The sequence below is a fragment of the Neobacillus sp. B24 genome (assembly GCF_055381825.1).
The window spans coordinates 2,372,527-2,394,718 of the sequence record NZ_AP035777.1 but is presented as its reverse complement, the minus strand read 5'-3'; the positions used below and the strand labels follow the sequence as shown (position 1 = coordinate 2,394,718).

At 40.0% G+C, this 22,192-nt stretch carries 24 protein-coding genes; 2 read left to right on the top strand and 22 right to left on the bottom strand.

Features of this window, described 5'->3' with window-relative positions; translation table 11 throughout:
• Nucleotides 1–3: 3 nt before the first annotated feature.
• The 6 genes from ACZ43M_RS11850 to ACZ43M_RS11825 form a co-directional block, all read right to left on the bottom strand.
• A complete protein-coding gene (locus ACZ43M_RS11850) occupies nucleotides 4–891 on the bottom strand; it encodes a flagellar hook-basal body protein (protein WP_464507610.1) in 888 nt (295 codons plus the stop codon).
• A 91-nt stretch (nucleotides 892–982) separates the two neighbouring features.
• A complete protein-coding gene (locus ACZ43M_RS11845; protein ID WP_464507609.1) occupies nucleotides 983–1,423 on the bottom strand; it encodes a flagellar basal body-associated FliL family protein in 441 nt (146 codons plus the stop codon).
• 27 nt (nucleotides 1,424–1,450) lie between these two features.
• Nucleotides 1,451–1,894 carry a YaaR family protein gene (locus ACZ43M_RS11840; protein WP_464507608.1) on the bottom strand — a complete coding sequence of 148 codons (444 nt, stop codon included), beginning with the start codon at nucleotides 1,892–1,894 and terminating at the stop codon, nucleotides 1,451–1,453.
• A gap of 125 nt (nucleotides 1,895–2,019) precedes the next feature.
• On the bottom strand, nucleotides 2,020–2,499 hold the full coding sequence (locus ACZ43M_RS11835; RefSeq protein ID WP_464507607.1) for a chemotaxis protein CheW: 480 nt from the start codon (nucleotides 2,497–2,499) through the stop codon (nucleotides 2,020–2,022).
• A gap of 40 nt (nucleotides 2,500–2,539) precedes the next feature.
• Nucleotides 2,540–2,959, bottom strand: a complete 420-nt coding sequence (locus ACZ43M_RS11830; RefSeq protein ID WP_464507606.1) for a chemotaxis protein CheW — start codon at nucleotides 2,957–2,959, stop codon at nucleotides 2,540–2,542.
• An 18-nt stretch (nucleotides 2,960–2,977) separates the two neighbouring features.
• Entirely contained in the window at nucleotides 2,978–4,984 is a 2,007-nt protein-coding gene (locus tag ACZ43M_RS11825) for a chemotaxis protein CheA (RefSeq protein ID WP_464507605.1), read from the bottom strand.
• Between the two features lie 270 nt (nucleotides 4,985–5,254).
• Here ACZ43M_RS11825 and motA point away from each other — a divergent pair, with 270 nt between their 5' ends.
• Both motA and ACZ43M_RS11815 read left to right on the top strand, forming a co-directional pair.
• Nucleotides 5,255–6,079, top strand: a complete 825-nt coding sequence (gene motA, locus ACZ43M_RS11820) for a flagellar motor stator protein MotA (RefSeq protein ID WP_464507604.1) — start codon at nucleotides 5,255–5,257, stop codon at nucleotides 6,077–6,079.
• The gene (locus tag ACZ43M_RS11815) at nucleotides 6,057–6,818 is read left to right on the top strand and encodes a flagellar motor protein MotB (RefSeq protein ID WP_464507603.1); all 762 of its coding nucleotides are present in this window, start codon (nucleotides 6,057–6,059) and stop codon (nucleotides 6,816–6,818) included. Before motA ends, ACZ43M_RS11815 begins: the two co-directional genes overlap by 23 nt.
• Nucleotides 6,819–6,905: 87 nt before the next feature.
• Here ACZ43M_RS11815 and ACZ43M_RS11810 read toward each other — a convergent pair whose 3' ends face one another.
• The 16 genes from ACZ43M_RS11810 to ACZ43M_RS11735 all read right to left on the bottom strand — a co-directional run bounded on the left by ACZ43M_RS11810 (nucleotide 6,906) and on the right by ACZ43M_RS11735 (nucleotide 22,176).
• Complete coding sequence (locus ACZ43M_RS11810; protein ID WP_464507602.1) at nucleotides 6,906–7,316, bottom strand: flagellar protein; 411 nt, start codon at nucleotides 7,314–7,316, stop codon at nucleotides 6,906–6,908.
• 53 nt (nucleotides 7,317–7,369) lie between these two features.
• Complete coding sequence (locus ACZ43M_RS11805) at nucleotides 7,370–7,732, bottom strand: response regulator (protein ID WP_464507601.1); 363 nt, start codon at nucleotides 7,730–7,732, stop codon at nucleotides 7,370–7,372.
• Nucleotides 7,733–7,762: 30 nt separating this feature from the next.
• Entirely contained in the window at nucleotides 7,763–8,884 is a 1,122-nt protein-coding gene (fliY, locus tag ACZ43M_RS11800) for a flagellar motor switch phosphatase FliY (RefSeq protein ID WP_464507600.1), read from the bottom strand.
• Nucleotide 8,885: 1 nt separating this feature from the next.
• Nucleotides 8,886–9,860: a flagellar motor switch protein FliM gene (gene fliM, locus ACZ43M_RS11795; RefSeq protein ID WP_464507599.1), complete on the bottom strand. Its 975-nt coding sequence runs from the start codon at nucleotides 9,858–9,860 to the stop codon at nucleotides 8,886–8,888.
• Between the two features lie 27 nt (nucleotides 9,861–9,887).
• Nucleotides 9,888–10,313: a flagellar basal body-associated FliL family protein gene (locus ACZ43M_RS11790; protein ID WP_464507598.1), complete on the bottom strand. Its 426-nt coding sequence runs from the start codon at nucleotides 10,311–10,313 to the stop codon at nucleotides 9,888–9,890.
• Nucleotides 10,314–10,367: 54 nt separating this feature from the next.
• A complete protein-coding gene (locus tag ACZ43M_RS11785; RefSeq protein ID WP_464507597.1) occupies nucleotides 10,368–11,297 on the bottom strand; it encodes a flagellar hook-basal body complex protein in 930 nt (309 codons plus the stop codon).
• A 31-nt stretch (nucleotides 11,298–11,328) separates the two neighbouring features.
• Complete coding sequence (flgD, locus tag ACZ43M_RS11780) at nucleotides 11,329–11,766, bottom strand: flagellar hook assembly protein FlgD (protein WP_464507596.1); 438 nt, start codon at nucleotides 11,764–11,766, stop codon at nucleotides 11,329–11,331.
• 15 nt (nucleotides 11,767–11,781) lie between these two features.
• Nucleotides 11,782–13,083, bottom strand: coding sequence for a flagellar hook-length control protein FliK (locus ACZ43M_RS11775; protein ID WP_464507595.1), 1,302 nt, complete (start codon nucleotides 13,081–13,083; stop codon nucleotides 11,782–11,784).
• A 178-nt stretch (nucleotides 13,084–13,261) separates the two neighbouring features.
• Entirely contained in the window at nucleotides 13,262–14,041 is a 780-nt protein-coding gene (locus ACZ43M_RS11770; RefSeq protein ID WP_464507594.1) for a CheR family methyltransferase, read from the bottom strand.
• Between the two features lie 85 nt (nucleotides 14,042–14,126).
• Entirely contained in the window at nucleotides 14,127–15,170 is a 1,044-nt protein-coding gene (locus ACZ43M_RS11765; protein WP_464507593.1) for a protein-glutamate methylesterase/protein-glutamine glutaminase, read from the bottom strand.
• On the bottom strand, nucleotides 15,142–15,981 hold the full coding sequence (locus ACZ43M_RS11760) for a CheR family methyltransferase (RefSeq protein WP_464507592.1): 840 nt from the start codon (nucleotides 15,979–15,981) through the stop codon (nucleotides 15,142–15,144). The genes ACZ43M_RS11765 and ACZ43M_RS11760 overlap by 29 nt, the downstream gene beginning before the upstream one ends.
• Nucleotides 15,982–16,117: 136 nt before the next feature.
• Complete coding sequence (locus ACZ43M_RS11755) at nucleotides 16,118–16,978, bottom strand: GNAT family N-acetyltransferase (RefSeq protein WP_464507591.1); 861 nt, start codon at nucleotides 16,976–16,978, stop codon at nucleotides 16,118–16,120.
• 12 nt (nucleotides 16,979–16,990) lie between these two features.
• Nucleotides 16,991–18,244: a GNAT family N-acetyltransferase gene (locus ACZ43M_RS11750; protein ID WP_464507590.1), complete on the bottom strand. Its 1,254-nt coding sequence runs from the start codon at nucleotides 18,242–18,244 to the stop codon at nucleotides 16,991–16,993.
• 126 nt (nucleotides 18,245–18,370) lie between these two features.
• Nucleotides 18,371–19,579 carry an iron-containing alcohol dehydrogenase gene (locus ACZ43M_RS11745; protein WP_464507589.1) on the bottom strand — a complete coding sequence of 403 codons (1,209 nt, stop codon included), beginning with the start codon at nucleotides 19,577–19,579 and terminating at the stop codon, nucleotides 18,371–18,373.
• 18 nt (nucleotides 19,580–19,597) lie between these two features.
• The gene (locus tag ACZ43M_RS11740) at nucleotides 19,598–21,121 is read right to left on the bottom strand and encodes an aldehyde dehydrogenase family protein (protein WP_464507588.1); all 1,524 of its coding nucleotides are present in this window, start codon (nucleotides 21,119–21,121) and stop codon (nucleotides 19,598–19,600) included.
• Between the two features lie 161 nt (nucleotides 21,122–21,282).
• Nucleotides 21,283–22,176 carry a R2-like ligand-binding oxidase gene (locus ACZ43M_RS11735; RefSeq protein ID WP_464507587.1) on the bottom strand — a complete coding sequence of 298 codons (894 nt, stop codon included), beginning with the start codon at nucleotides 22,174–22,176 and terminating at the stop codon, nucleotides 21,283–21,285.
• Nucleotides 22,177–22,192: the final 16 nt, after the last annotated feature.

Here is a 22,192-nt window from a genome sequence, read left to right as displayed (position 1 = left end):
GTATTAACCGTTAATTTTGCCAATAGAGTAAAGCTGTTGTAACGATTGATCATACATGCCGATTACCTTTTGATTGGCCTCATACCCGCGTACAGTTAACATCATTTCCGTCATTGTTTGTCCGGGGTCCACATTTGATTGTTCAATAGAACCTTGAAGAATGGACACGCCAGGATTTGTTCCGCCTGCATCCTGAATAAACGGAATTGGATTATCCGATTGATAGACATTTCCGCCTAAGCGTTTAAGTTCCAGTGGATTCTGAACGACCGAAATCCCAACCTGTCCAATAGAATTAAATTCAAGGTCATTTGATTTGACAATGATTGTTCCGTCTTGTGTGATTCGAATATCCTCTTTACCAAGATTAGCCATAAGTTGAATTGGTTGATGGTTCCCTCCCAAAACTCGATAACCTTCTGCTGTGACAAGATTTCCGTTGGCATCCAAATCCCATTTTCCATTTCTTGTGTAGCCAACAGTACCATCTGGAAGTTCAACGGCAAAGAAAGCAGCCGGTTTCACTTGCCGTCCGTTCACAGTTTGGAACGGGATATTTTGGTCATCAATAGCCAAGTCCAATGGCTGGTCTGTTTGTGTCAGCGTACCTATCGCGAAATTAGGGATGCGTTCCTGGGCATAAACCCCATTAGCCAGGACACCGACTGGAACAGATTGTGCCATCAAATTTTGCCCACCCGAACTGGGAATATTTCCAGCCTCGTTGAAATCACGTATCCTGTTTAATAACATTTTTGGAAAAGCTCGAAGTGACGTTTCATCTTTTTTGTATCCCGGTGTTTGGGCATTTGCAAGATTATCCGCCAATGCTTCTTGTTTTCGCTCCATGGCGAACATACCCGAAGCTGCTGAATATAAACCTCTAATCATGACATGCTCCTTTCTTACCTTGAAGGTTAGTTCAATAATTACGCAGAAAGACGGCACCCTTGAAATGTTGCAGAGCCGTCCTCAAAACTCTCTAATTTGATTGAATTAACTCATCAACCATAAAAACTTCAGTTATATAGTCTTCACCCAAGTTATGGTTAATCTCGTTTTTTATATTGGTTTCAATTAATACAATCCCATCCGGACCTGCAGCTTCTTCCTTTTTCATCCGGTTAATACTTTTAATGATGGAACTTTCAACAAGAAATTGTAGTTTCTTAAGTTCTTCTGCTGTTTTATCGGATTTTGTAATAATTTTGAATTTTGTTTTGATATAACCACCATCTGCAAAGTTAGTTGTTATATCTTCTGTATCTACTGATTTTGCTACCAATTCTTCAATCGTCGGTGGATCTGACTTTTCTTTGGCTTTATCTGGAGCGAAATAATGATCCCAGAGAAAAAACCCGCCGAATCCTCCAATGACAATAACAACAATCAGGATAATCAAAATTTTCATTAACCGTTTCATGGTCGGCAACCCCTTATCCAAGCTAATTTATGTATAGAGGTTGATCAACAAACCTTTTATTTCACCGATCCGCTCTAAAATGGACAGTCCGGAACTCTGTTGTTTCAGGATGTGATCTGTTAATTCCATTAATTTGCGGTCCAACACTTGCACTGTTTTAAGTGTCTTGTTTCCGCCGTACGGATCCCAACTCTCAGATTGATGCAGCCCAATTCCATTTTTGGTTACCTCATTCATATACCGTTTAACTAGTTCTTTATATTTCCTTAATTCATTAAACGTAGGTTTTTCACTCAACTGCAAGCCTTGTTGGTCTATTTCATTCAGTAATTGCTGTAGATGGTCCTGATTCAATTCCTTCGTATATGTATTCATGATTTTTTGAAAAGACAATGAACTTTGGGAGGAACGCTCATTTGAGGCAGGACGAAAATCATTTATATTGACTCTTACCGGGTCTATAATCTTCAATAAGCAGCACCTCCACTTTTTTGATTATTCTTCAAAATCTTTATCAAAATTTATCAAAAACCTAAATCTATTATACTTCAAAATTTTGAAATACTCACTAATAGTTTTACATTCAATAAAAGTTTTTAAATAGAATTTTTTAATTCTTTCAATTCATCCAAGTTAGTTGTGTCCTCTAATAATATTTCTATATCTAAAAGAATGATTAACCTTTGTTCAAGCTTGGAAATTCCTTTAATATAAGAAACCTCTTTCATTTCCAACAGATTGGGATACTGAATACTGTTCGATGCAATATCAAGTACATCGGTTGCCGCATCCACTACGAGTCCCACATTTCTATCATGAACTTGGAAAATAATAATTCTGGAATCTTCTACGAGTTGTTGAGTTTCTCCCAAAATTGCCGTTCGTAAATCTACAACGGGGGTCACGATGTCTCTAATCGTGGTTACCCCCAAAACATGCATCGGACGATTTGGATACGGTGTAATTTCCTGCATTCGTTCTATTGAAATAACTTGATTAATATGAACCCCATACTCTTCTTGACCAACTTTAAATACTAATGCTTTAAAATCCTGCAATGTAATTTGATTGGACATACATTTCCCTTCCTTTTCTAAATAGACTGATATAATTGGATTACATTGATTTCATTAATTCTACTAATTTTAACAGTATAATTAATCTACCATTGATTTTGGCTATCCCGCCGAAAAATTCGGACGCCAACCCACTTGAAGGGGCCGCCTCTAGTTCATCCTCTTTAACATCGATGACATCGCTTGTCTGATCTACAATTAATCCAAGTTCAATGTCCTCATATTTCGTAATAATAACTCGTGCTTGGTCAGTTAATTCTGTTTCCCCAAGTTTTAGTTTGCTTTTTAGATCAATCAATGGAGTGACATTCCCGCGGAGATTAATGACCCCTTTTACATATTGTGGAGCATTTGGAACTCTTTTAATTTGCTGAATTCGTTCAATGGACTGTACATAATCGATATCTAATCCATATTCTTCGTTTCCTAATTTGAAGGCGACTATTTTTACCATATCCATTTAAAAAGTCCACCCTTTCTATTCAATAAATTGGTTGGCATCGATAATTAACGCTACTTCTCCGTTACCTAGAATAGTCGCGCCTGAAATTGCATAAAGATTATTTAAATAGTGTCCTAATGATTTAAGTACTACCTCTTGTTGCCCCAACACTGATTCCACCACTAACCCCACAGTTTTGTCGCCTTTCCGGACGATCACAATGGAAAGCTGTTCAAAATCATTTGCATGGTCAACAGCTGGAACTTTGAAAACGTCTGCTAAATACACCAGTGGCACAACCTGACCTCTAAACTGAATAACTTTATGGCCGTACAATGTGGAAACTTGCTCCTTGTTCACTGTTGTAATCTCCACAATAGAATTAAATGGTATGGCGTAGGTTTCTTCCTGTACTTTTACTAGCATTGCGTAAATAATAGATAATGTCAGTGGTAATTGAATTCGAAATGTAGATCCTTGACCAGGGGTTGAATCAATATTAATGACTCCACCCAACGATTCTATTTTCGTTTTGACTACATCCAATCCTACACCGCGTCCTGATATATCTGATATTTTATCAGCTGTACTGAATCCGGATGATAGAATCAATGCGTAAACTTGTTGGTCTGTGAGCGTTTCAGCTTCTTCTTTTGTTATAATTCCCCGCTCTATCGCTTTATTCTGGACTTTTTCGCGGTTAATACCTTTGCCATCGTCCTTTACTTCAATAAAAACATGATTACCGCTGTGGTAAGCTTTTAACAAAACTTTACCTTCTTCAGGTTTTTGGCTAGCCAAACGTTCTTCAGGTGATTCCAGACCATGATCAAGGGCATTTCGCAGTAAATGGACAAGCGGATCACCGATTTCATCAATAACAGTGCGGTCTAATTCAGTTTCTGCACCTTCAACCACCAATTGAATTTTCTTGTTCAATTCCTTTGCCAAATCTCGTACCATACGTGGGAAACGATTGAAAACCTGTTCAACAGGAACCATGCGCATGTTAAGAATAAGGCCTTGTAAATCTGTTGAAATACGGGTCATATGCTCGACCGTTTCATTGAGGTCAGGAAGCTGTGATTTCCGAGCAACTTGTTCAAGTCTTCCACGATCTATAATAAGTTCGCTAAATAAATTCATTAAGTGATCGAGTTTTTCAATGTCAACTCGAATAGATTTAGACCGTTGTTTTTTCTTACTTGCTTCACTTTCATCCTTTGCGATTGGAGTTTTTTCTTGTTCTGCCTGAAAGGTATCAACCTTCTCTTTTGGTTTAACACTATCCTGAAATACTCCATCGATTACAACTACATCTTTTATTTCAGACACATTCAATAGTTGAGATTGAATTTCATTTGAATCACGTTTGGTTAATAACAAAATAGAGAATGAATTGCCAAAATTATCTTCTTCAATTTCCTCCACTGATGGATTAGTTTGAATAATTTCACCAAGCTCCTCGGCCACTTGGAAAACCATATAAGCTCTAACTGATTTCATCAAACAGCTTTCTTCGATGGTAACTGTTACATGATAAATGTTGTTCCCAATTCTTTTAGCTTCATTAATGATGGACCGCTGAAATTCATCAACTTCCAAAGTCGCTGTAGCGGCAACCTCTTGCTTTGCCTCTTCCATCACAGATTCATATACTCCTGACGGATTATGAATCATAGCTAATTGCTTTACAATTTCAGTAACATTTTCGTCACCAGTACCGCCTTGTTCAATGTTTTCAACCATTTTTTCTATTAAATCTACACATTTAAATATAATATCCATTATTTTTGATGTAATTTTTAATTTGTCGTTTCGGAGGAGGTCCAGAACATTTTCCATTTCATGAGTTAATGAGGCAAGATCTTCATACCCCATACTGCCTGCCATACCCTTGAGAGTGTGAGCACTACGAAAGATTTCATTAATTATTGCTGTGTTCTCAGGCTCAGTTTCTAATTTCAATAATTCCTCATTGATGGCTTGTAAATGTTCTTTCGATTCTTCGATAAATATTTCCAAATAACTATTTAAATCCATACCATACTCTCCCCACTTATAAAGTAGTACAAAAAAAACTATGTAGTGTAACTACAATGACCTGTAAATTAATAGACTATTATTCTCTTTATCGGTTACTGATAGGATAAGTTTATTATTATCCATCAATATTCTCATAGTATTTTTTTCTATCAAAAATCCCCCTATATTTCTTTGATATCCATCAAACAAATTGTTGTTTTATCTTTCGAATTCCAATACAATTAAAATACATAAATATTATTCTACATAAATAAGGGAGGAATAAATTTGAAAGAGCCTTCTACGCTGATAGGGATAGTTCTGGCAGTGCTGGCAGTTGGAGTTGGTATGGTGTTAAAAGGCGCCAGTCTTGCTGCACTGGTCAATCCGGCGGCTTTTTTAATTATCATCGTAGGAACTGCAGCTACTCTATTCGTAAGTTTCCCTATGGCTGAAATAAAAAAATTCCCAGTATTAATCAAAATTATTTTTGGCGGCAGTCAAAAACTTACATCAAAAACAGAAATTATTGAAATGTTCACAAATTGGGCAACACTTGTAAGGAAAGAAGGATTACTAGGCCTTGAAAATGAGATTCCCAGCATTGAGGATGAATTTCTAAAACAGGGTCTGGAACTCATCATCGATACTACTGATACTGAATTTACCGAAGATGTTTTATTGGAAAAAATTAGTGCTATGCAAGAGCGACATCGTAAGGGAGCCTTGATTTTTTCGCAAGCTGGTACCTATGCCCCTACATTAGGTGTACTTGGAGCTGTAGTAGGGTTAATTGCTGCATTGGGGAATCTTTCCGATGTTGAAAAATTAGGACATTCCATTGCTGCCGCATTTGTTGCAACACTTCTCGGTATTTTTACGGGATATGTTTTATGGCATCCAATGAGTAATAAATTGAAATTACTATCCAAAAGAGAAGTGGAAATCCGTCAAATTATGGTGGAAGGTCTTCTATCACTTCAAGAAGGCCTAAATAGCAGACAATTAGAACACAAATTAAGTGTCTATTTAAGTCCTGATGAAGTGGAACAGAAAAATGATCATTCAGAAATGAATATGGAGGGTAACCGTGGCCAGGAGAAAGCGTCGTAATCATCATCCCGAGGAAGATCATGTTGATGAGTCGTGGCTGATTCCCTATGCTGATATCCTTACTTTGCTGCTTGCCTTGTTTATTGTTTTGTTTTCCATGCGAGCTGAGGACAAACAAAAAATGGACGCAATGATGGAATCTCTTTACAAGGCCTTTAATACAGTATCTGTATTTGAAACCAACAGCGGCGGGCAGTCACCGGGTAATAAAAGTATCACTAAAGAACAACAACAAACAAATCCAGCTGCAGAATCTGAAAAAACGGTAGGAAATGAAGGAAATGCCGAGGAACAAAAATTACAGGATTTAATGGCAATGCTGCAACAATACGTTGACCAGAACAATTTAAACGCAGAAATTAGTTTAACTGATATGAAAGAAGGCATACAAATAACCTTAAAAGATAGTATCATTTTTGATTCAGGCAGCGACAATATTCGGCCTAATTTCTACCCTATTCTTGATGGAATGGCTGAGATGTTTACTACAATAGACAATTCTATTACCATCGAAGGTCATACGGATAATAAACCAATTCGCAATTCAAAGTTCCCATCAAACTGGGAACTTTCGGGTGCCAGAGCGTTGTCAGTCGTTCACTATATGCAGACTAAAAGTATTGATCCTGTTCGTTTGAGTTTTGCAGGATATGGCGAGTTTAAACCTTTATACCCTAACGATTCACCTGCAAATATGAAAGCAAATCGTCGTGTTAATATCATTATTCTTCGAAAATAAGAAACCTTCATAGGGAAAATCCTATGAAGGTAATTTTTTTACTTCATTACAAAAGGTGTTGGACCAAGTCACAACACCTTTCAATCTCTATAGCTTATGTGTAATATAAGCGTTTCTCTTTTCATGATGCTCGGATACTTTTTGCCGGAATTCCTTCTCCTCCTGTAAATTCTGCATACTCAGCTGCTGGAGTGTGTCATTACAGATGTCGCAGGTTTTTCCTGTCCGGATCATCGTACCGCAATTTTCACATGGATAGGAGAGATTCGGAAAGTTTCCAACTAGGATCCTTCCCTCCAGAATAAATTGACGAATTTGCAGGATTGAGACCTGAGTTTCTTCGCTAAGTTCTTGAATGATAATCCCCGGGTGGTCACGTAGATATTCCGCTACCTTAAGAAAATCATCTTCCTGCTTCTGGTAACAATCATCACAAAAATCACGCATTCGCAGGTATAACTTCCCACATCGTTTACAATTACCTAGTTTTACTGTCACCGCCGGCTCCTCCCCTGTTTGTATTTTTCTTAGAATATAGGAAAAACATGAAATTAGCTAGCCAACACCTTGTTAATTGCATCCATTACCCGATCAGCTTGGAATGGCTTTACTACAAAATCTCTCGCTCCGGCTTGAATGGCCTCTAATACCATTGGCTGCTGTCCCATGGCAGAACACATTATCACTTTGGCCTGCGGATGTATTGCTTTGATTTCCTTAACAGCTGTAATACCATCCTTTTCAGGCATTGTAATATCCATTGTGACCACATCCGGTTGTAGTTCCTTGTATTTGTCTACAGCGTCATTGCCATTAACAGCCTCGCCAATAACTTCAATTCCATTTTTAGTTAATATATCTTTTAACATCATGCGCATAAATGCAGCATCATCTACAATTAATACTCTTGCCATTGTCTTTCTCCTCCAATACTTTTTTCCTTATTACATCGTCATTTTCGTTAGTCGTTCGATAGGGTTAATAATATCGGTAATCCGCACGCCAAAGTTTTCTTCAATTACGACCACTTCACCTTTGGCAATCAGCTTGTTATTAGCCAATATATCAACTGGTTCCCCTGCTAATTTATCTAGTTGGATGACAGCACCCGGACCCAATTCAAGAATTTTACGAATTTGCATTTCTGTACGCCCTAATTCCACGGAAATATCTAATGGAATATCATATAACAAGTCTAAATTTCTGGTACCTCCAGTATTATAGCTTGTTGTTTCCGGAAAACTGGCATATTGAACTTTTTGAACATTGGCATTTGCCTGTACCTGGTGCTGCGAATGAAAGTCCGGTTCCTTGTTAAATGTTGGAGCAGTTGCCGGCTTGGCCGAGACAGGATGTGTTGGTGGAACTTTTACCTCTTCAACCACTGCACTTGCAGCTGCCGCCTCCCCAGGATTTAATATTTTATGAATCATTTCCCTGCCAAAAGACAGTGGAATAAATTGAATCATGTTTGAATCGATCAGATTCCCGACCTTTAACCTGAACGAAACTTCAATAATAATATCGTCCTCGAGGTCTGCCAATTTTTTGGGTGGGAAACCGAGAACATCAATATCAGGCGGCGAAATATCTACCTTTTGACTAAAAATGGTCGACATGGAGGTAGCTGCAGAACCCATCATTTGGTTCATTGCCTCTTGAACTGCGCTAAGATGAAGTTCAGAAAGTTCAGGTTCGAGCTCCGTTCCATCCCCTCCCATCATTAAATTGGCAATGATTTTTGCATCTTTCTCCTTAATCATTAGCAAGTTCTTCCCGCGAATCCCCTCTGTATAGTCCACGTGGACAGCGACATGCTTTTCTGTTATTTCGCTTTCCAATTTCTCCCGTTCAACGACGGTAAGGCTCGGTGCGGTAATTTCCACGCGCTGATTTAGTAAGGTGGAAAGTGCAGTTGTTGAACTCCCTAATGATATATTGCCGATCTCTCCCAGAGCATCCTTCTCCATGGGACTCAAAAAATCATCTATAGATAAAGCAGTATTGGTTTCCATTTGATTAAAAAGCGCATTTATTTCATCTTGGGATAGTAAACCGTCGCTCATTTTATAGTTCTTCTCCTTCCGTGTGAATGACTTGATCGATTTGGACCGCAAAACGCCCTTTCTGAATTCCAGGATTTCCAACAAATCTTGTATAGGTCCCGGCTTTTACATGTATTTTCCCTGTTTCAACTCCAATTACATCTCCAACTTGAAGATTAAGCAACTCGGAAACAGGTAAGGTCGCCCTGCCTAATTCAGCAATCACAGGAATTTGAACATTGTCCAGATTTTGCTTGATTTTATCCTGTTGCGGGGCATTTTTTTTCGTCTTGGAAGAAAGCCATTGCTGTGTCGATAACTTAGGCAGCATTGGTTCCACAATTAAATGTGGAAGACAAAGTGTCATCATGCCTGAAACTTCCCCGATTGTCACACGAAAAGCTAATACAATTACGGTATCATTTTGCGAAGCAATTTGTATAAATTGTGGGTTTGTTTCAAATGCCTCCCATTTTGCATTTATTTTTTCAATGTCTTTCCAAACTTCATGGTACATGTCAAATGAGCGGGTAATAATTTTCCTTAACAGTACCATTTCTATTTCTGTTAGTCCCCCATTTCTATCGGACGGGTCACCATATCCACCCAGTAACCGCTCCAAAATAGCAAAGGCTACTTGTGGACCAATTTCCAGTGCCATTTTTCCATCCATAGGCATTACATCAAAGACATTCAAAATAGTTTTTGAAGGGATGGATGAAATAAATTCATGGTAATTTACTTGTTCCACTAGGTCAATGTCTACTTGAACAAAAGTTCGTAATTGGGTTGATAGATAGGAAGTTAAAAGGCGTGTAAAATTTTCATGAATCCGCATGATGCTCCGTAATTGTTCCTTTGAATAGCGCATCGCACGTCTGAAATCATATACTTTGACCTTTTCCTTTTCTTCTGCTACATCGGATGCTTGCAGTTCGCCACTACTTAAGGCCGATAAAAGGGCATCTATTTCTTGTTGCGATAATACATCTGCCACAGGGCATCCCCCTAACTCTTCCCTGAGTTATTGAATTATTTTATTGGTTGTATAGATTTGAACAATACTCCCATTTTGCATCAAATTATTTAATTGGGTTTTCATTTCTTTTTCGAAACTGGCCATTCCATCCGGACTGGTTATTTGCTCTTCTGTCATGGATGATATCAGCCGTAGTGTGATATTTCTAATTTGAAAATCCCTTTTTTCTAATTCTTCTTTTGCTTCATCCGAACTTGTTTGGATCTTAAATCGGAGCTGAACAAAACCTCCAGATTTCAAATTAGTGGTAATCTGATCGATTTCGACCAATGTTGCTACAATATCGTCAGCAGTTAATTCTTTTGGTTTTTCTTTAGCTATGGTTTGTTTATAGAAAATCCAACCTGCTCCACCAAGTAAAAGTGATACGATAACGGAAGTAATCAAAATTAATTTAAGTTTAGCTTTCATGGGTTCTCCCGCCTTTAAAAGAGGGGCCGATTTTTTGCGGCTCCTCCTGCTATCCTATCGTTTTAAGTTAACAACTTCCTCCAAAATAGAGTCAGAAGTTGTGATAGTTCTGGCATTCGCTTGGAAACCACGCTGTGCGACGATCATTTCAGTAAATTCTTCTGTCAAATCAGCGTTTGACATTTCAAGGATACCTGCAGAAATTGAACCCCCACTGTTACTCTTAATCCGGTTTACGACTGCCTCCCCAGTTGGGTCAGCAGCTCCTGTTACCTCAAACATCGTATTACCAATTTTATTAAGACCACCTGGATTAAATACAACACAAGTTGCCAAGGAGATGTTTTCAATTGAATCTGGATCCTGGCTTAAGTAATATCCATTTGTTGGTGGTGTATTTGTATCCACCGGTCCATACGCTAATTTTCCATTTTTCCCTTCTGAATCAACTACATTGATATAACCATCTGAGTCGATAGAATAAGATGTAAATTTAAGACCTGTTTTTTCATCTTCCGTAATTTTAATTTCCACTTGGTCAGGAATAGCACTTCCATCCTCCACGACACCAACTACGAAAAAGCCATTTGAGTTTACTAAAAAGCCATTAGCATCTCTAGTAAAATTGCCGGCTTTTGTTAAATAATTATTGCCCGCGCCTTTATCGGGACTAACAACAAAAAACGCATCCCCATCAATGGCTAAATCGGTACCGACATTGGTAGTCATTGGGCTACCGGGTGTATGGATCGTATCGATTGATGAAATCTTTGACCCAAGTCCAATTTGCTTTGGATTCACACCGCCACGCTGATCAGTTGGTGCAGTAGCACCGGCAATGTTTTGATTGATAATGTCCTGAAACAGCACACGGCCTTTCTTAAATCCGACTGTATTTACATTGGCTACGTTATTACCAATGACATCCAATTTGGTTTGAAAACCTTTCATCCCGGATACACCAGAGTAGAGCGATTTTAACATTTGTTTTTCCTCCTCATTCCAACCTGTATCATTATTTCGATTCCTGCTTTACTTCCTTAATCTCGATAACATTTTCCATCGGAACTTTATCGGGTCCAACTAAATAAAAATAACTGCCACCTTGAACTGATACACCATTTACAACACCTGTTACCCTAGTCGCTAAGTCAGCCGAAGACCATGTTATTTCTTTTCCAATCACAGCAGCATATTGGCTCATCTGGCGGCTGGTAAATTTCTCAAAAGAGGTGTTCAAATTTGTCATCTGTTCCAATGAACTAAAAGTTGCCATTTGCGCAATAAAGTCCTTATCTTGTAGCGGACTTGAAGGATCCTGATGCGATAATTGTGTAGTCAGTATCCGGAGAAAATCATTCTTACCCAGCTTGTTTTTTTCTTCAAATGGCTTGACATTGTTAAAAACAGAATTGCTGTTGGATAAAGTTTTAATATCCACCCAATTGCTCATAGAACTTTCCCCTTCCTATGCTGTAAAGTCAATATTGGAGGCTGAAAATGGAGAAGTTCTCCCATATGTATTAACGACAGGTTCAACCTCTGTATCCTGATGAACAAACTCTTTCTGTTTATTTGATGTATTTTGATTAAAAGAAAAGGTTCGCTGCTCCTGAGATGAAGTAAAACCACCTTGCGAAAAGGATAAATTCAATGTGTTTGTTTCCATTTGTGACTGTTGCTGTACAATATCTAGTTTTTGCACGATGATACCTTGATGTTGCAACGCCTGCCGTAAGTGAGGAAGTTGTGATTCCAGCGCTTCTTTCGCCAATGAAGTATCAGTCAAAATTTGTGCAGATACCTGACCCTTCTGAGATGAAATTTTTATTTCAATATGACCCAAATGTTCTGGAAACAATGAAAATTTAGCTTCTGTATTCCCCGACTGCCCCGAGGAAAGCCTTATGTTTCTCCCAATCCATTCACTCACTTCAGGGGCAAACTCTGAAACAGTTAGTGTCGGAACAGGTGATTCGGGTCCCTGTTGACCGTATCGCCCAGTATTTTGAACTTTGGGCTCAAGAGAAAATGCCAACTCGGAGGATTCTGTTAACCCTGCCTCGAAAGAGGTAATCGAATCTGGAATCAAGTCCTCCTCAGTTATATTTGATTTAAGATTGGAAAAGGAAGAAAGTAATACTTCATCCTTGTTTAAACTTAGTAGTGGTTTTGCTTCCATTGCTTGTTCATGTTTTTTTTCAACGTATGAACTCTCATTGTCATTAAGCACTGTATCAAATGATAAATCGGTGTCTTTGAACTCGCTGAGGTTAAACAGAGACTTAAGTTCTGTTTCTAAACCTGCATTTAATTGATTTGACGTCGTTGGGAACTCTTTTAATAATCCTTCTAAATTCTCTATTCCACTCAAATATCCGTGCGATTGCAAATCAGAAATTAATAGTTTAAGCTCCTGTTGCTGTTGAGTTGGATCCGAGGGGGATATCTGATCTAATCCTTGCAATCCTTGAAGAAAATTAGTCAAGATTAGATTTACATCTTGTTTAGTTTTCGTAGATGAGTTCATCAAAATTCTATTCTCGCTCAGACTTTTCAGATTATTAGAATCAGAAATCTCCCTTTTATTCCCAATTTGAACATCAGAACTTATTGGTTGCCCAGTTATTGGCGCCAATTGGCCAAGAGCTGCAAACATTGCAAGTATTTGGTCAAAGGCATTATTGTAATCTTGGTCACTTTGTTTATTTGAACCGGAGGTTGCACCCTCTATTTGATTTATTTTGATAGAAGTTTGAGTGATTTCCAAACAGTAACCCCCTTTTTAATTACAGATAAAGATAAAATTCTCCATTTTTCTACATTATACCTGATTTAGACGTTCTCGTCATGGTGTTTTTTTGATGAATTTTACTCTAGTAATTAAACTAGGTTATTACTACTTTTATCATTTTGTTTGATATTCTGTTATTGTATTAAAATGCATATCAAAAAGGCACTTTTTTATAAAAAAATGTATCTTCTGGCACTAATGCAAACCTCTCCGGTTTAAAAATTTGTTCCGTACTTCCAACAAACAGTACCCCACCTGGTCTGAGGGCGCCACTAAATTTACGATAAAGCTCATCTTTAGCTTCTTCAGTAAAATAAATCATGACATTCCTGCAGACAATCAAATCATAATTAGTTTCAAAAGTGTCTGTTAATAAGTTTTGTTTTTTAAATTTCACACTTTTTTTGATAGTGTCAGAGATTTCAAAATACAAATCTTTTTTGTTAAAATATTTTTGTTGGTAAGTAGGAGGTACATCCTGTAGAGTTCGATGATTATAGATACCCCTTTTAGCCTTATCTAAAACATTCTGGTCTAAATCAGAAGCCAGAATTTCATAATGTTCTATTTTCATTTCTTTATAAATCATTGCTAATGAATAAGGTTCTTCACCCGTAGAGCAAGCAGCACTCCAACTTTTAATTTTTCGACCTTCACTTTTTAAACGTGGAAGAATTTTTTTTTGCAGAACCTCCCATCGTGTGTGATTTCGAAAAAATTCAGTCACATTAATTGTCATATGATCCAAAAATTCATCCAATAGGATTGCATCATTTACCATACCCTCATAATAATGGCCAAAATTTTTATAACCATGCTTTTTATACAATGATATAAGCCGACGCTTCATTTGATCTTCTTTATATTGCGCTAAGTCAATACCGGTCTTATGTTTAATATTATGAATAAAATTAATAAATTCGCTATCTATCATGACCATTTCACCTTTCAGAGTTTTTGTGAACAGGGAACGGGGTGAAAATTCGCATTATTATCCCGTTTCAATCCTACAGGTATCATCAAATGCCAATAAATGAAATTATCTCTTGGTACATTTGTGATAGCGGAAACTTGCCATCTGCATAGCCTGCTTCCAATACTGATTTTGGCATCCCATAAACAATACAGGATTCCTTTGCCTCAACGAACACATTGCCCTGATGTTTCTTAACTACACCGCAGCCTTTCGTGCCATCTGATCCCATACCGGTCAAAATGACGGATAATAGTTTATCAGTATAAATAGGTGAGGCCGAGCTAAGTGAAATGTCAATACATGGTTTGTATAAAGCTTTTATATCAACCATATCTTCTATCTTAAAAATCACAGTCCCATCCAGTTTCTTTTCAAATTGAGTTTGAAAGCCCGAGGGTGCTATATAAATAGAACCAGGTTTTATTTCCATACCATCCCTGGCTTCCACGACATTTAAAGCGCACAGACTATTAAAGCGATCTGCCAACGGTTTTGTGAAACCAGGAGGCATATGTTGAGCAACAACTACAGGTATCGAGAAATCCTTAGGAAATCGTGGAAGTATAGATTGTAATGCGGACGGTCCCCCGGTTGAACAGCCAATAAAAATAAGAGCGGTCTTTCGTCTATTTATTTTCCGTGAAAACCTTACTGGTGTAGTTACTTCTGTATGGTCTTTTGTAATTTTAGCCTCTACGATACCTTTCAATCTATAATGAAAATCCCGAATCTGTTCGCTATCGGCACTAGACTTTATTAGATGGTCTTTTAAGAAAAAGTCTACAGCCCCAAGTTCAAGCGCTTGTAATGTCTCTTTTGCTCCCTCTCCTGTACGGGAACTTAGCATCACAATTGGAACGGGGGACTTTTCCATTATTTGTTCCAATGCTTGGATACCATTCATCTCCGGCATTTCAACGTCCATGGTGACAAGGTTTGGCTTAAGTCTTAGTACCTTTTCAACAGCCTCTACCCCGTTTCTGGCTATGCCGACTACAAAGAACTGTGGGTCCCCCTCAATGATTTGGCTTATCGCCCTTCTCATAAATGCTGAGTCATCAACTACTAATACGCCGTACTTTTTCATCTTTATCAGGTTCCTTTCGATAGTAAAAAGTCTTGTCTGAGTCTACTTTTTGAAACCCTAGAGCCATATCCGTAATGGATTCAGCATGACCAAGAAACAGATATCCATTCGGTGAAAGAGTTTGATGAAAGCTTCGAATAACTTGTTTGATAGTATCCTGGTCAAAATAGATTAATACATTTCTGCAAAAGATAATATCCACTTCACCTATTTGAGCATAATTATTTTGTTCAAGTAGATTTAAATGTTGAAACTTCACCATACTTTGAATAGATGGATGAATTTGATAACCATTATCTGTTTTGTAGAAAAACTTTCTCATAAAGCGTTCAGGTGTCCTGCGGAAGGCAAATGACCCCTGGTGATACCAACCCTGCTGTGCCTTTTGCAGAACCTTTTTGTTTATATCAGTGGCAATAATCTCAACCGATCCTTTTGGAAACTTGCCGGTTTCCTGAATCAACATTGCCAGTGTATAGGGTTCTTCACCTGTTGAACAAGCTGCACTCCAGATTCGAAGTGGACGATGTTTAAATTCCTCTTTCATCGCTGGCAAAACAACGGTACAACATTCATTTAATTGATGTTCTTCCCGATAGAAATAGGTTTCGTTAATTGTCAATAACTCTATTAAATAATCCCATTCTAAAGAAAATTTGTTTAAATAATCACAGTACTCAGCGCAAGAGAGATTGAGTTCTGTTAATCTTTTTGAAATTTTATCTTTTAAGGCAGTTAGTTTTGTTGTATATCGAAGCCCACAATGTGTATATATCATTTGGGCTAATTTTTCGAGGTCCTTATCCTGCACGAAACTCACCTTCCTCTTTAATAGAGTATCGGTATACTTAGGTAAATGGAATAGTGGAAATTATTTCTTTTCATAAATATTTTACAAAAATATAAATAAAAAAGCCTGATTCCCCAAAGGATCCAGGCTATACTTATTATAGGTATTTTTCCATTACAACCTGCTCGGTAACTACCTGGAAATCATTATTCAATAAAAGCTGACTCACCGGGTTCGACAAACTGAAATTTACAGTAATTATATTAACTTGACTACTTTCCTCATCTGAAATGAATGCTAAAATGACATCTAATAAGCTGCTATTTATCTCAGAAAAAAGCTCAAGCTGATAGATGATGACTTTTTCAAGGTCACCCTCCCCGTTCCACACTCTCCTAAACAAGCAATAACCAAGTGGATTGTCATCTTTGTCGTAATATAGCTGTACTTCCCCTGGTCTTACGCTTTGCCATTGGCATTGCCAAGGGACGTTTTCTTTATAGAAGGACTGAAATGGCAGCTGTTCCGGGCGGATTGATTTAACTTTAATCCGCGTATCTGCCGCCGTTGTTTCAGCCCAATTTCCATTGGCAAAAACAACCCGATCGACAATTTCATAGCCGTATCGTTCATAAAGACGAATTGCCGCTGTGTTTTCTTTAATTGCTTCCAGCGTGGCCACTTCGATCCCCTCTTCCTGATAAATCTTGAGATTCTCCTCCATTAACAGCCTGGAAACCCCTTTACCGCGGTATTCAGGAGCAACCCCGGTACCGCCGTTCCAAACAGTCTTTTTCCCGTCTATCGTACGGACGCCATTTACCACAATGGCCACCGGTTCTTCACCAGAGAATCCCACCAGTGACAGATTTAATGACAGTCCTTCGTTAGTAACCCTTTGAAAAAACATATCCGCGGTCATTTCAATCTTCACAAAATACCCCTCAAAGCCGCGATTCCAGGCGGTAATGATGTCATCGATTTTACACTCTGTTAATCTTTTAAAAATAATCTCCATTTACTCTTCCCCCTAAAATGCAGATATACATTTTGGTTTTTCAAGTGTTGAAAAAAGCCTATTGATGGTTTTCAAATAAGCAAGGTCAGATAGTTTTCCACGACCAAACACATACAAGTCTTTAAAACTGACAACCCCCATCAGGAGCGATGAAAAGTCCGATACATCTAGGGAAATTTCCACTTCGTAGTTCTCAGAATCGCTGACTTTCACTTTACCCTCATTGAAGTGCAGTACAAGTTCCTGTTGATTTTGCGGCAGGAACGAATCCTTAATCGCTAATTTCAAGGATACATTGACGCCGTTAAAGTCATGTTCCTTTAAATCTTCAAATATCCCTTTTGCATTAATCAACCTGTACATCAGTCCGACCCCGGAAATGTTGGTTTCGTGGTAAACACTCGGAATCATATTATGACTTCCATTGCGGGGGTCACTGATTAAGTAATGAATATTGTCTTCCTGTGTATTCCAAACAATTTGATGAACCTGGTCGGCCTGACTTTGGAGAAAAGTGCTAAGCTCTGATAAAACCTCCGGTGTCTCAGCAATCAGTTCTTTTATCTGGAGATCGTAGTGGGTAAAATTGGTTTCGCTCTTTTTTTCAAAAGAGAATAATAGATAACCCTTTATCTCGTTATCAGACTCAAAGCCAATGAATCTATTTGCTGGATTTTTAAACAAGGCATCCAGTTCGTGCTGGGTCTTTAAAAACATCCCGTGGGTGGACCTGGCATAGCGGTTGTAGCAATCTTTTATCTTTTCTTTGTCCTCCGGCGTTAAAAATCGCAGGTTTGCCTTGCTCGTCCCCATATGAAAGCTTTCCGGGCTTATTCGATATTGATGGATTTTCGGTCCGTAGCCAAAGCCCATCTTTTTATAAAAATCGGGACGGAACGGGTAGAGCAGCACCATATTAACCCGACGTTTCAAAAACATGTCCAGAAAGCCTTGAATTAACTCCTTGGCCGCCTTTTCTTTTTTATGCATGAGGTCAACAGCCACCAGCCCGACACCGCCGACAGGGATGATTTTTGAAAAAAGATTCATATGAAAATAGTGGATGCGCATCCCGGCGATCAGTTTGCCCCCTCGGAATAACCCGAATAAATCCCGGGATTTATCATCGGTTTGCATCTCTATAAATTGTTGAAGCATGCCATCCCTCACTTCTTGTGAAGGAGTACGAATACCTGGATAGGCATTTAGAACAATTTCTATAAAATCTGGTAATTCCTCAATCGCCAACTTTCGAATCTCGCTCATCCTTAGTACACCCCTCTAAATGGACTACTTAGTCTATTTAATTAAACTAAAAATTTCCATACATTTCAATAAAAAACCCATTAAGATGTTAACCTTAATGGGCTTTGTAAGCATTTAGAGGTTTGACTATTTTACTCCAATCGGCACTACTCTCTGGCCAATTGCCGCGATTAATTCAGGCGGCATTGGGAAATTGAGTGCGGCAGGGTCCTTCATGACCGCTGGAATCGCCGCTTGGAGCGCTTCCTCGCTAAGATCGAATTCTTTGAAATCAGCCGGCAGGCCAACTTTATGCTGAAGCACCCGGATTTTATCAACGACCTTGGCTAATGCTGTTTCTGCACTATCATCTTTCACATCCACATCGAGTGCTTGTGCTAATTCAAACACGCGCGGCAAGTATAGCTGTGGCACAAGCTCCATTACAACCGGCAAGAAAACGGCATTCGCCAACCCATGCGGGATTCGGAACAAGGCACCATAAGCGTGGGCCATATTATGAACTGGGATCGCATTTAAGGCAAAGCTGAAGGCCGTGATGCCCATTAAGCTCGCTTGTAGCAAATCCATCCGGGCATTGAGATTTCCCCCATCGGCAACGGCAACAGGCAGGTTTTTCTCAATCAGGCGTATCGCATGCAGAGCATAGGCATCTGTCAGACCTGTTGCTGTTGGTGAAGCAAGCGCCTCAATTGCATGTGTCAGTGCGTCAAAGCCAGTAAACGCAGTAATCCTTCGCGGCAGGCCGACTGTTAAATCCGGATCCAAGATTGCGACATCAGCAGCCAGGAACGGATTGATGATGTTCGTTTTCATTTGAATTTCTTCATTATAAATTACGGCAATCGGCGATACCTCTGACCCCGTTCCGGCTGTTGTCGGAATCGCGATATGCGGAATCGGAATATAACTTGCTTGCGGGAACGATTCGTAGACAAATCCGCCAGGAATGGCTCCTTTAATATCGGTCAAACCTTTGTGAAGAGCATATTTAACCCCTTTTACCGTGTCAAGGACACTGCCGCCGCCTACAGCCAGAAGGCTATCCGCGCCAACTTCCTTGGCATAACGGACCGCAGCATTGACGCAGCTGCTTTCTGCATCCTGGGCAATGTCAAGATAGATCCCGACTAATTCCGGGCCGCTGCCGTGATTTGTCAGGTCAAAAATGGAGGCGACTTTTTCGACAACTCCCGCTTTCTCCAACCCCCTGTCACTTAAAAGCAAAACCCGCTTGGCACCAAATCCGGCAAAAAGACTAGGAACCATTGCCCGTGAATTGGATCCGCTATTAATAGCTGTGCGCAAACCGAACTGCGATAATGTCGTTTTCATATTCATCTCACCTCTCCATTAATTTTGGCCAAACAGCATTCCGTACCAAGGGCGTCTTTCAAGTTCTGATGTCATTGACGTATGCACATGCTTCACCTGGGTATAGGCATCCAATGAATGCTTGCCCATCTCCCGGCCAATTCCGCTTTGTTTATAGCCGCCGAATGGGGCGTCATTACGGAGCATATGCCAGTCATTAATCCAAACGACGCCGGCCTGGAGCTTGCGGGCTACTTCGTATGCCTTATTGACATCGCGGGTCCACACGCCAGCAGCAAGGCCATAAATCGTGTCATTCGCCATTTTAATCGCTTCTTCCACCTCAGAGTAGCGAATAACCGCCAAGACTGGTCCGAAGATTTCCTCTTGGGCAATTTTCATGTCATTAGTGACATTCGTGAAAATGGTAGGCTCAATAAAATTGCCTTCCTCGCAGCCAGGGACCTTCACTTCCTTGCCGCCGCATGCAAGCGTGGCTCCTTCCTGAAGCCCCGTTTCAATGTAAGAAAGGATTGTTTCCTTTTGCTTCATCGAAATGACCGGTCCCATATCCGTTGCTGGATCAAGCGGATTGCCGAGTTTCAATTTGCTCGCTAATGCAACGAGACCCTCAACCACTTGGTCATAGAGTTTATCTGGAACAAATAGGCGCGTACCTGATTCGCAGAACTGCCCGGAATGCAGGAAAACCCCGAATAAACTTCCTGGAAGTGCCAGGTTCAAGTCAGCATCTTCCAAAATGATGTTCGGTGATTTTCCACCCAATTCCAATGTCGTATTTTTGATGGTGCCAGCTGCAAGTCCCATAATTCTCCGGCCCACTTCTGTTGAACCGGTAAAGGCAACCTTATCAACCTGCGGATGGCTGACGAGCGCCTCGCCTACCTCTGCTCCAGGACCAGCCACTACGTTAATGACCCCAGGCGGTACGACTTCAGAAATAATTTCCGCCAGTTTCAGTGTCGATAGCGGAGTGTAGCTTGCCGGTTTGATGACAATGGTGTTCCCCATTGCTAATGCTGGAGCGATTTTCCAGCAGCCGATGACCATTGGATAGTTCCATGGAGTGATTGCTGCACATACCCCAATTGGCTCCCGCCAAATAAAGTTTTGCGCTGGCCCCGGGAATGGCGGAACTGGCAGTGTCTCGGAGAATGGATATTCGAGTGTGAATTTTGCGAGCGTTTGGAATAGGTCGACCATTTGTAAAATATCGCTGCCTCCGATGCGGCGAACCGTTCCTCCTGAGCTAATTGCCTCCAAGTAGGCCAATTCCTGACCGTGCTCGGCGATTTTATAAGAAATCGCATAAAGGACATTGGCCCGGTCCTTCGGTTTCATGTTTTTCCAATCACCTTGGGCAAACGCCTCGCGCGCTGCTGCTACAGCGGTGTTCACGTCTTCAACCGTACCTTTTGCTACCTTTGCAACCAGCTCGCCGGTTGCAGGATTGAACACATCAAATGTTTCATTGCTGGACGATGGGACCCACTGTCCATTAATAAAGTTGGGAAATGTCTGCACCTCAACATTTACTGTCATGACTTATTCCTCCTTTTAATCTTCAAAATTTTAGGCTTGTCCGTCCAGCGGACAGTTTGACCAGTTTTTACATTAGGTTTGTCCGCAGGAGGCTTTCCTGCGGACACTTTGACTGGTTTTTCTCCTGGTTTTGTCCGAAGCTGACCGCTGACGAGGCTAAACTATAGAACCCCAATCTCGCTTTCTGTTACTTTATAAATCTCTTCAATTTTCTTGCCGCGCGCCCTGGCCAAGATTTCCATTCTCACGGCCAGCTGCTTCATCGTAAAATTCATCACATCATCTGGGTTTCCGCCGAAAGAACTGACTTCTTTTCCTTGGATCCCATCTTGGTTGAGCTGAATCGATAACGGAGCCAGTTCTCCCATCTTGGCAGTAATGAAATCATAGAGATCTGGATGTTCACAAATTAGTCGTTGCAGGAGAAATGTTCCGTAACCGATATGCCTTGACTCATCCCGTTTTAAATGACCGATCCCTTCCATTAGACCCGGCATAATACCAGCGGCTTCTAATGAATTATAAAAGGAGAAATATCCCGTTTCGGCTAAAACTCCTTCGACAAACATGTTGTAGACAACCGATGCTTCGGCAATGGCCTCTGGAGATTGATCCGTCACCAGCCGTTCCATTGCTGTTGGCAGAATCTCATAGAATATTTTTTTATAAGTATCGGAATGGAAATGCGAGAGATCCCCTGTTTCACCAATCGCATTCAATACCCGGCGGAAAAATTCGGTATGCTTTGCTTCCTCGTATAGGAAGGTTGTTAAGAACATTTCCTCCTCAAGCCGTCCTTCTTTGGCAATCGCCATCATCAATGGCAGCAAGTCCAACGTGACGGCTTCTTCACCGGCTTGGAACAGTGACAGAAGTCTTAAAATGTCCTCACGCTGATCATCAGTCATATTCTTCCAGTCTGCCGCATCCTTTGTGAAATCAATGTCTGCCGGGTTCCAAGTTCCCACCCTCTTGGCTTTTTGGTACAAGCGATACGGGAAAGAATCCTCAAGCAGCCCCCGCTTACTAGTTGTCAAAATTGTTCTTTTTTCCATCAAAAAATCTCCCTTC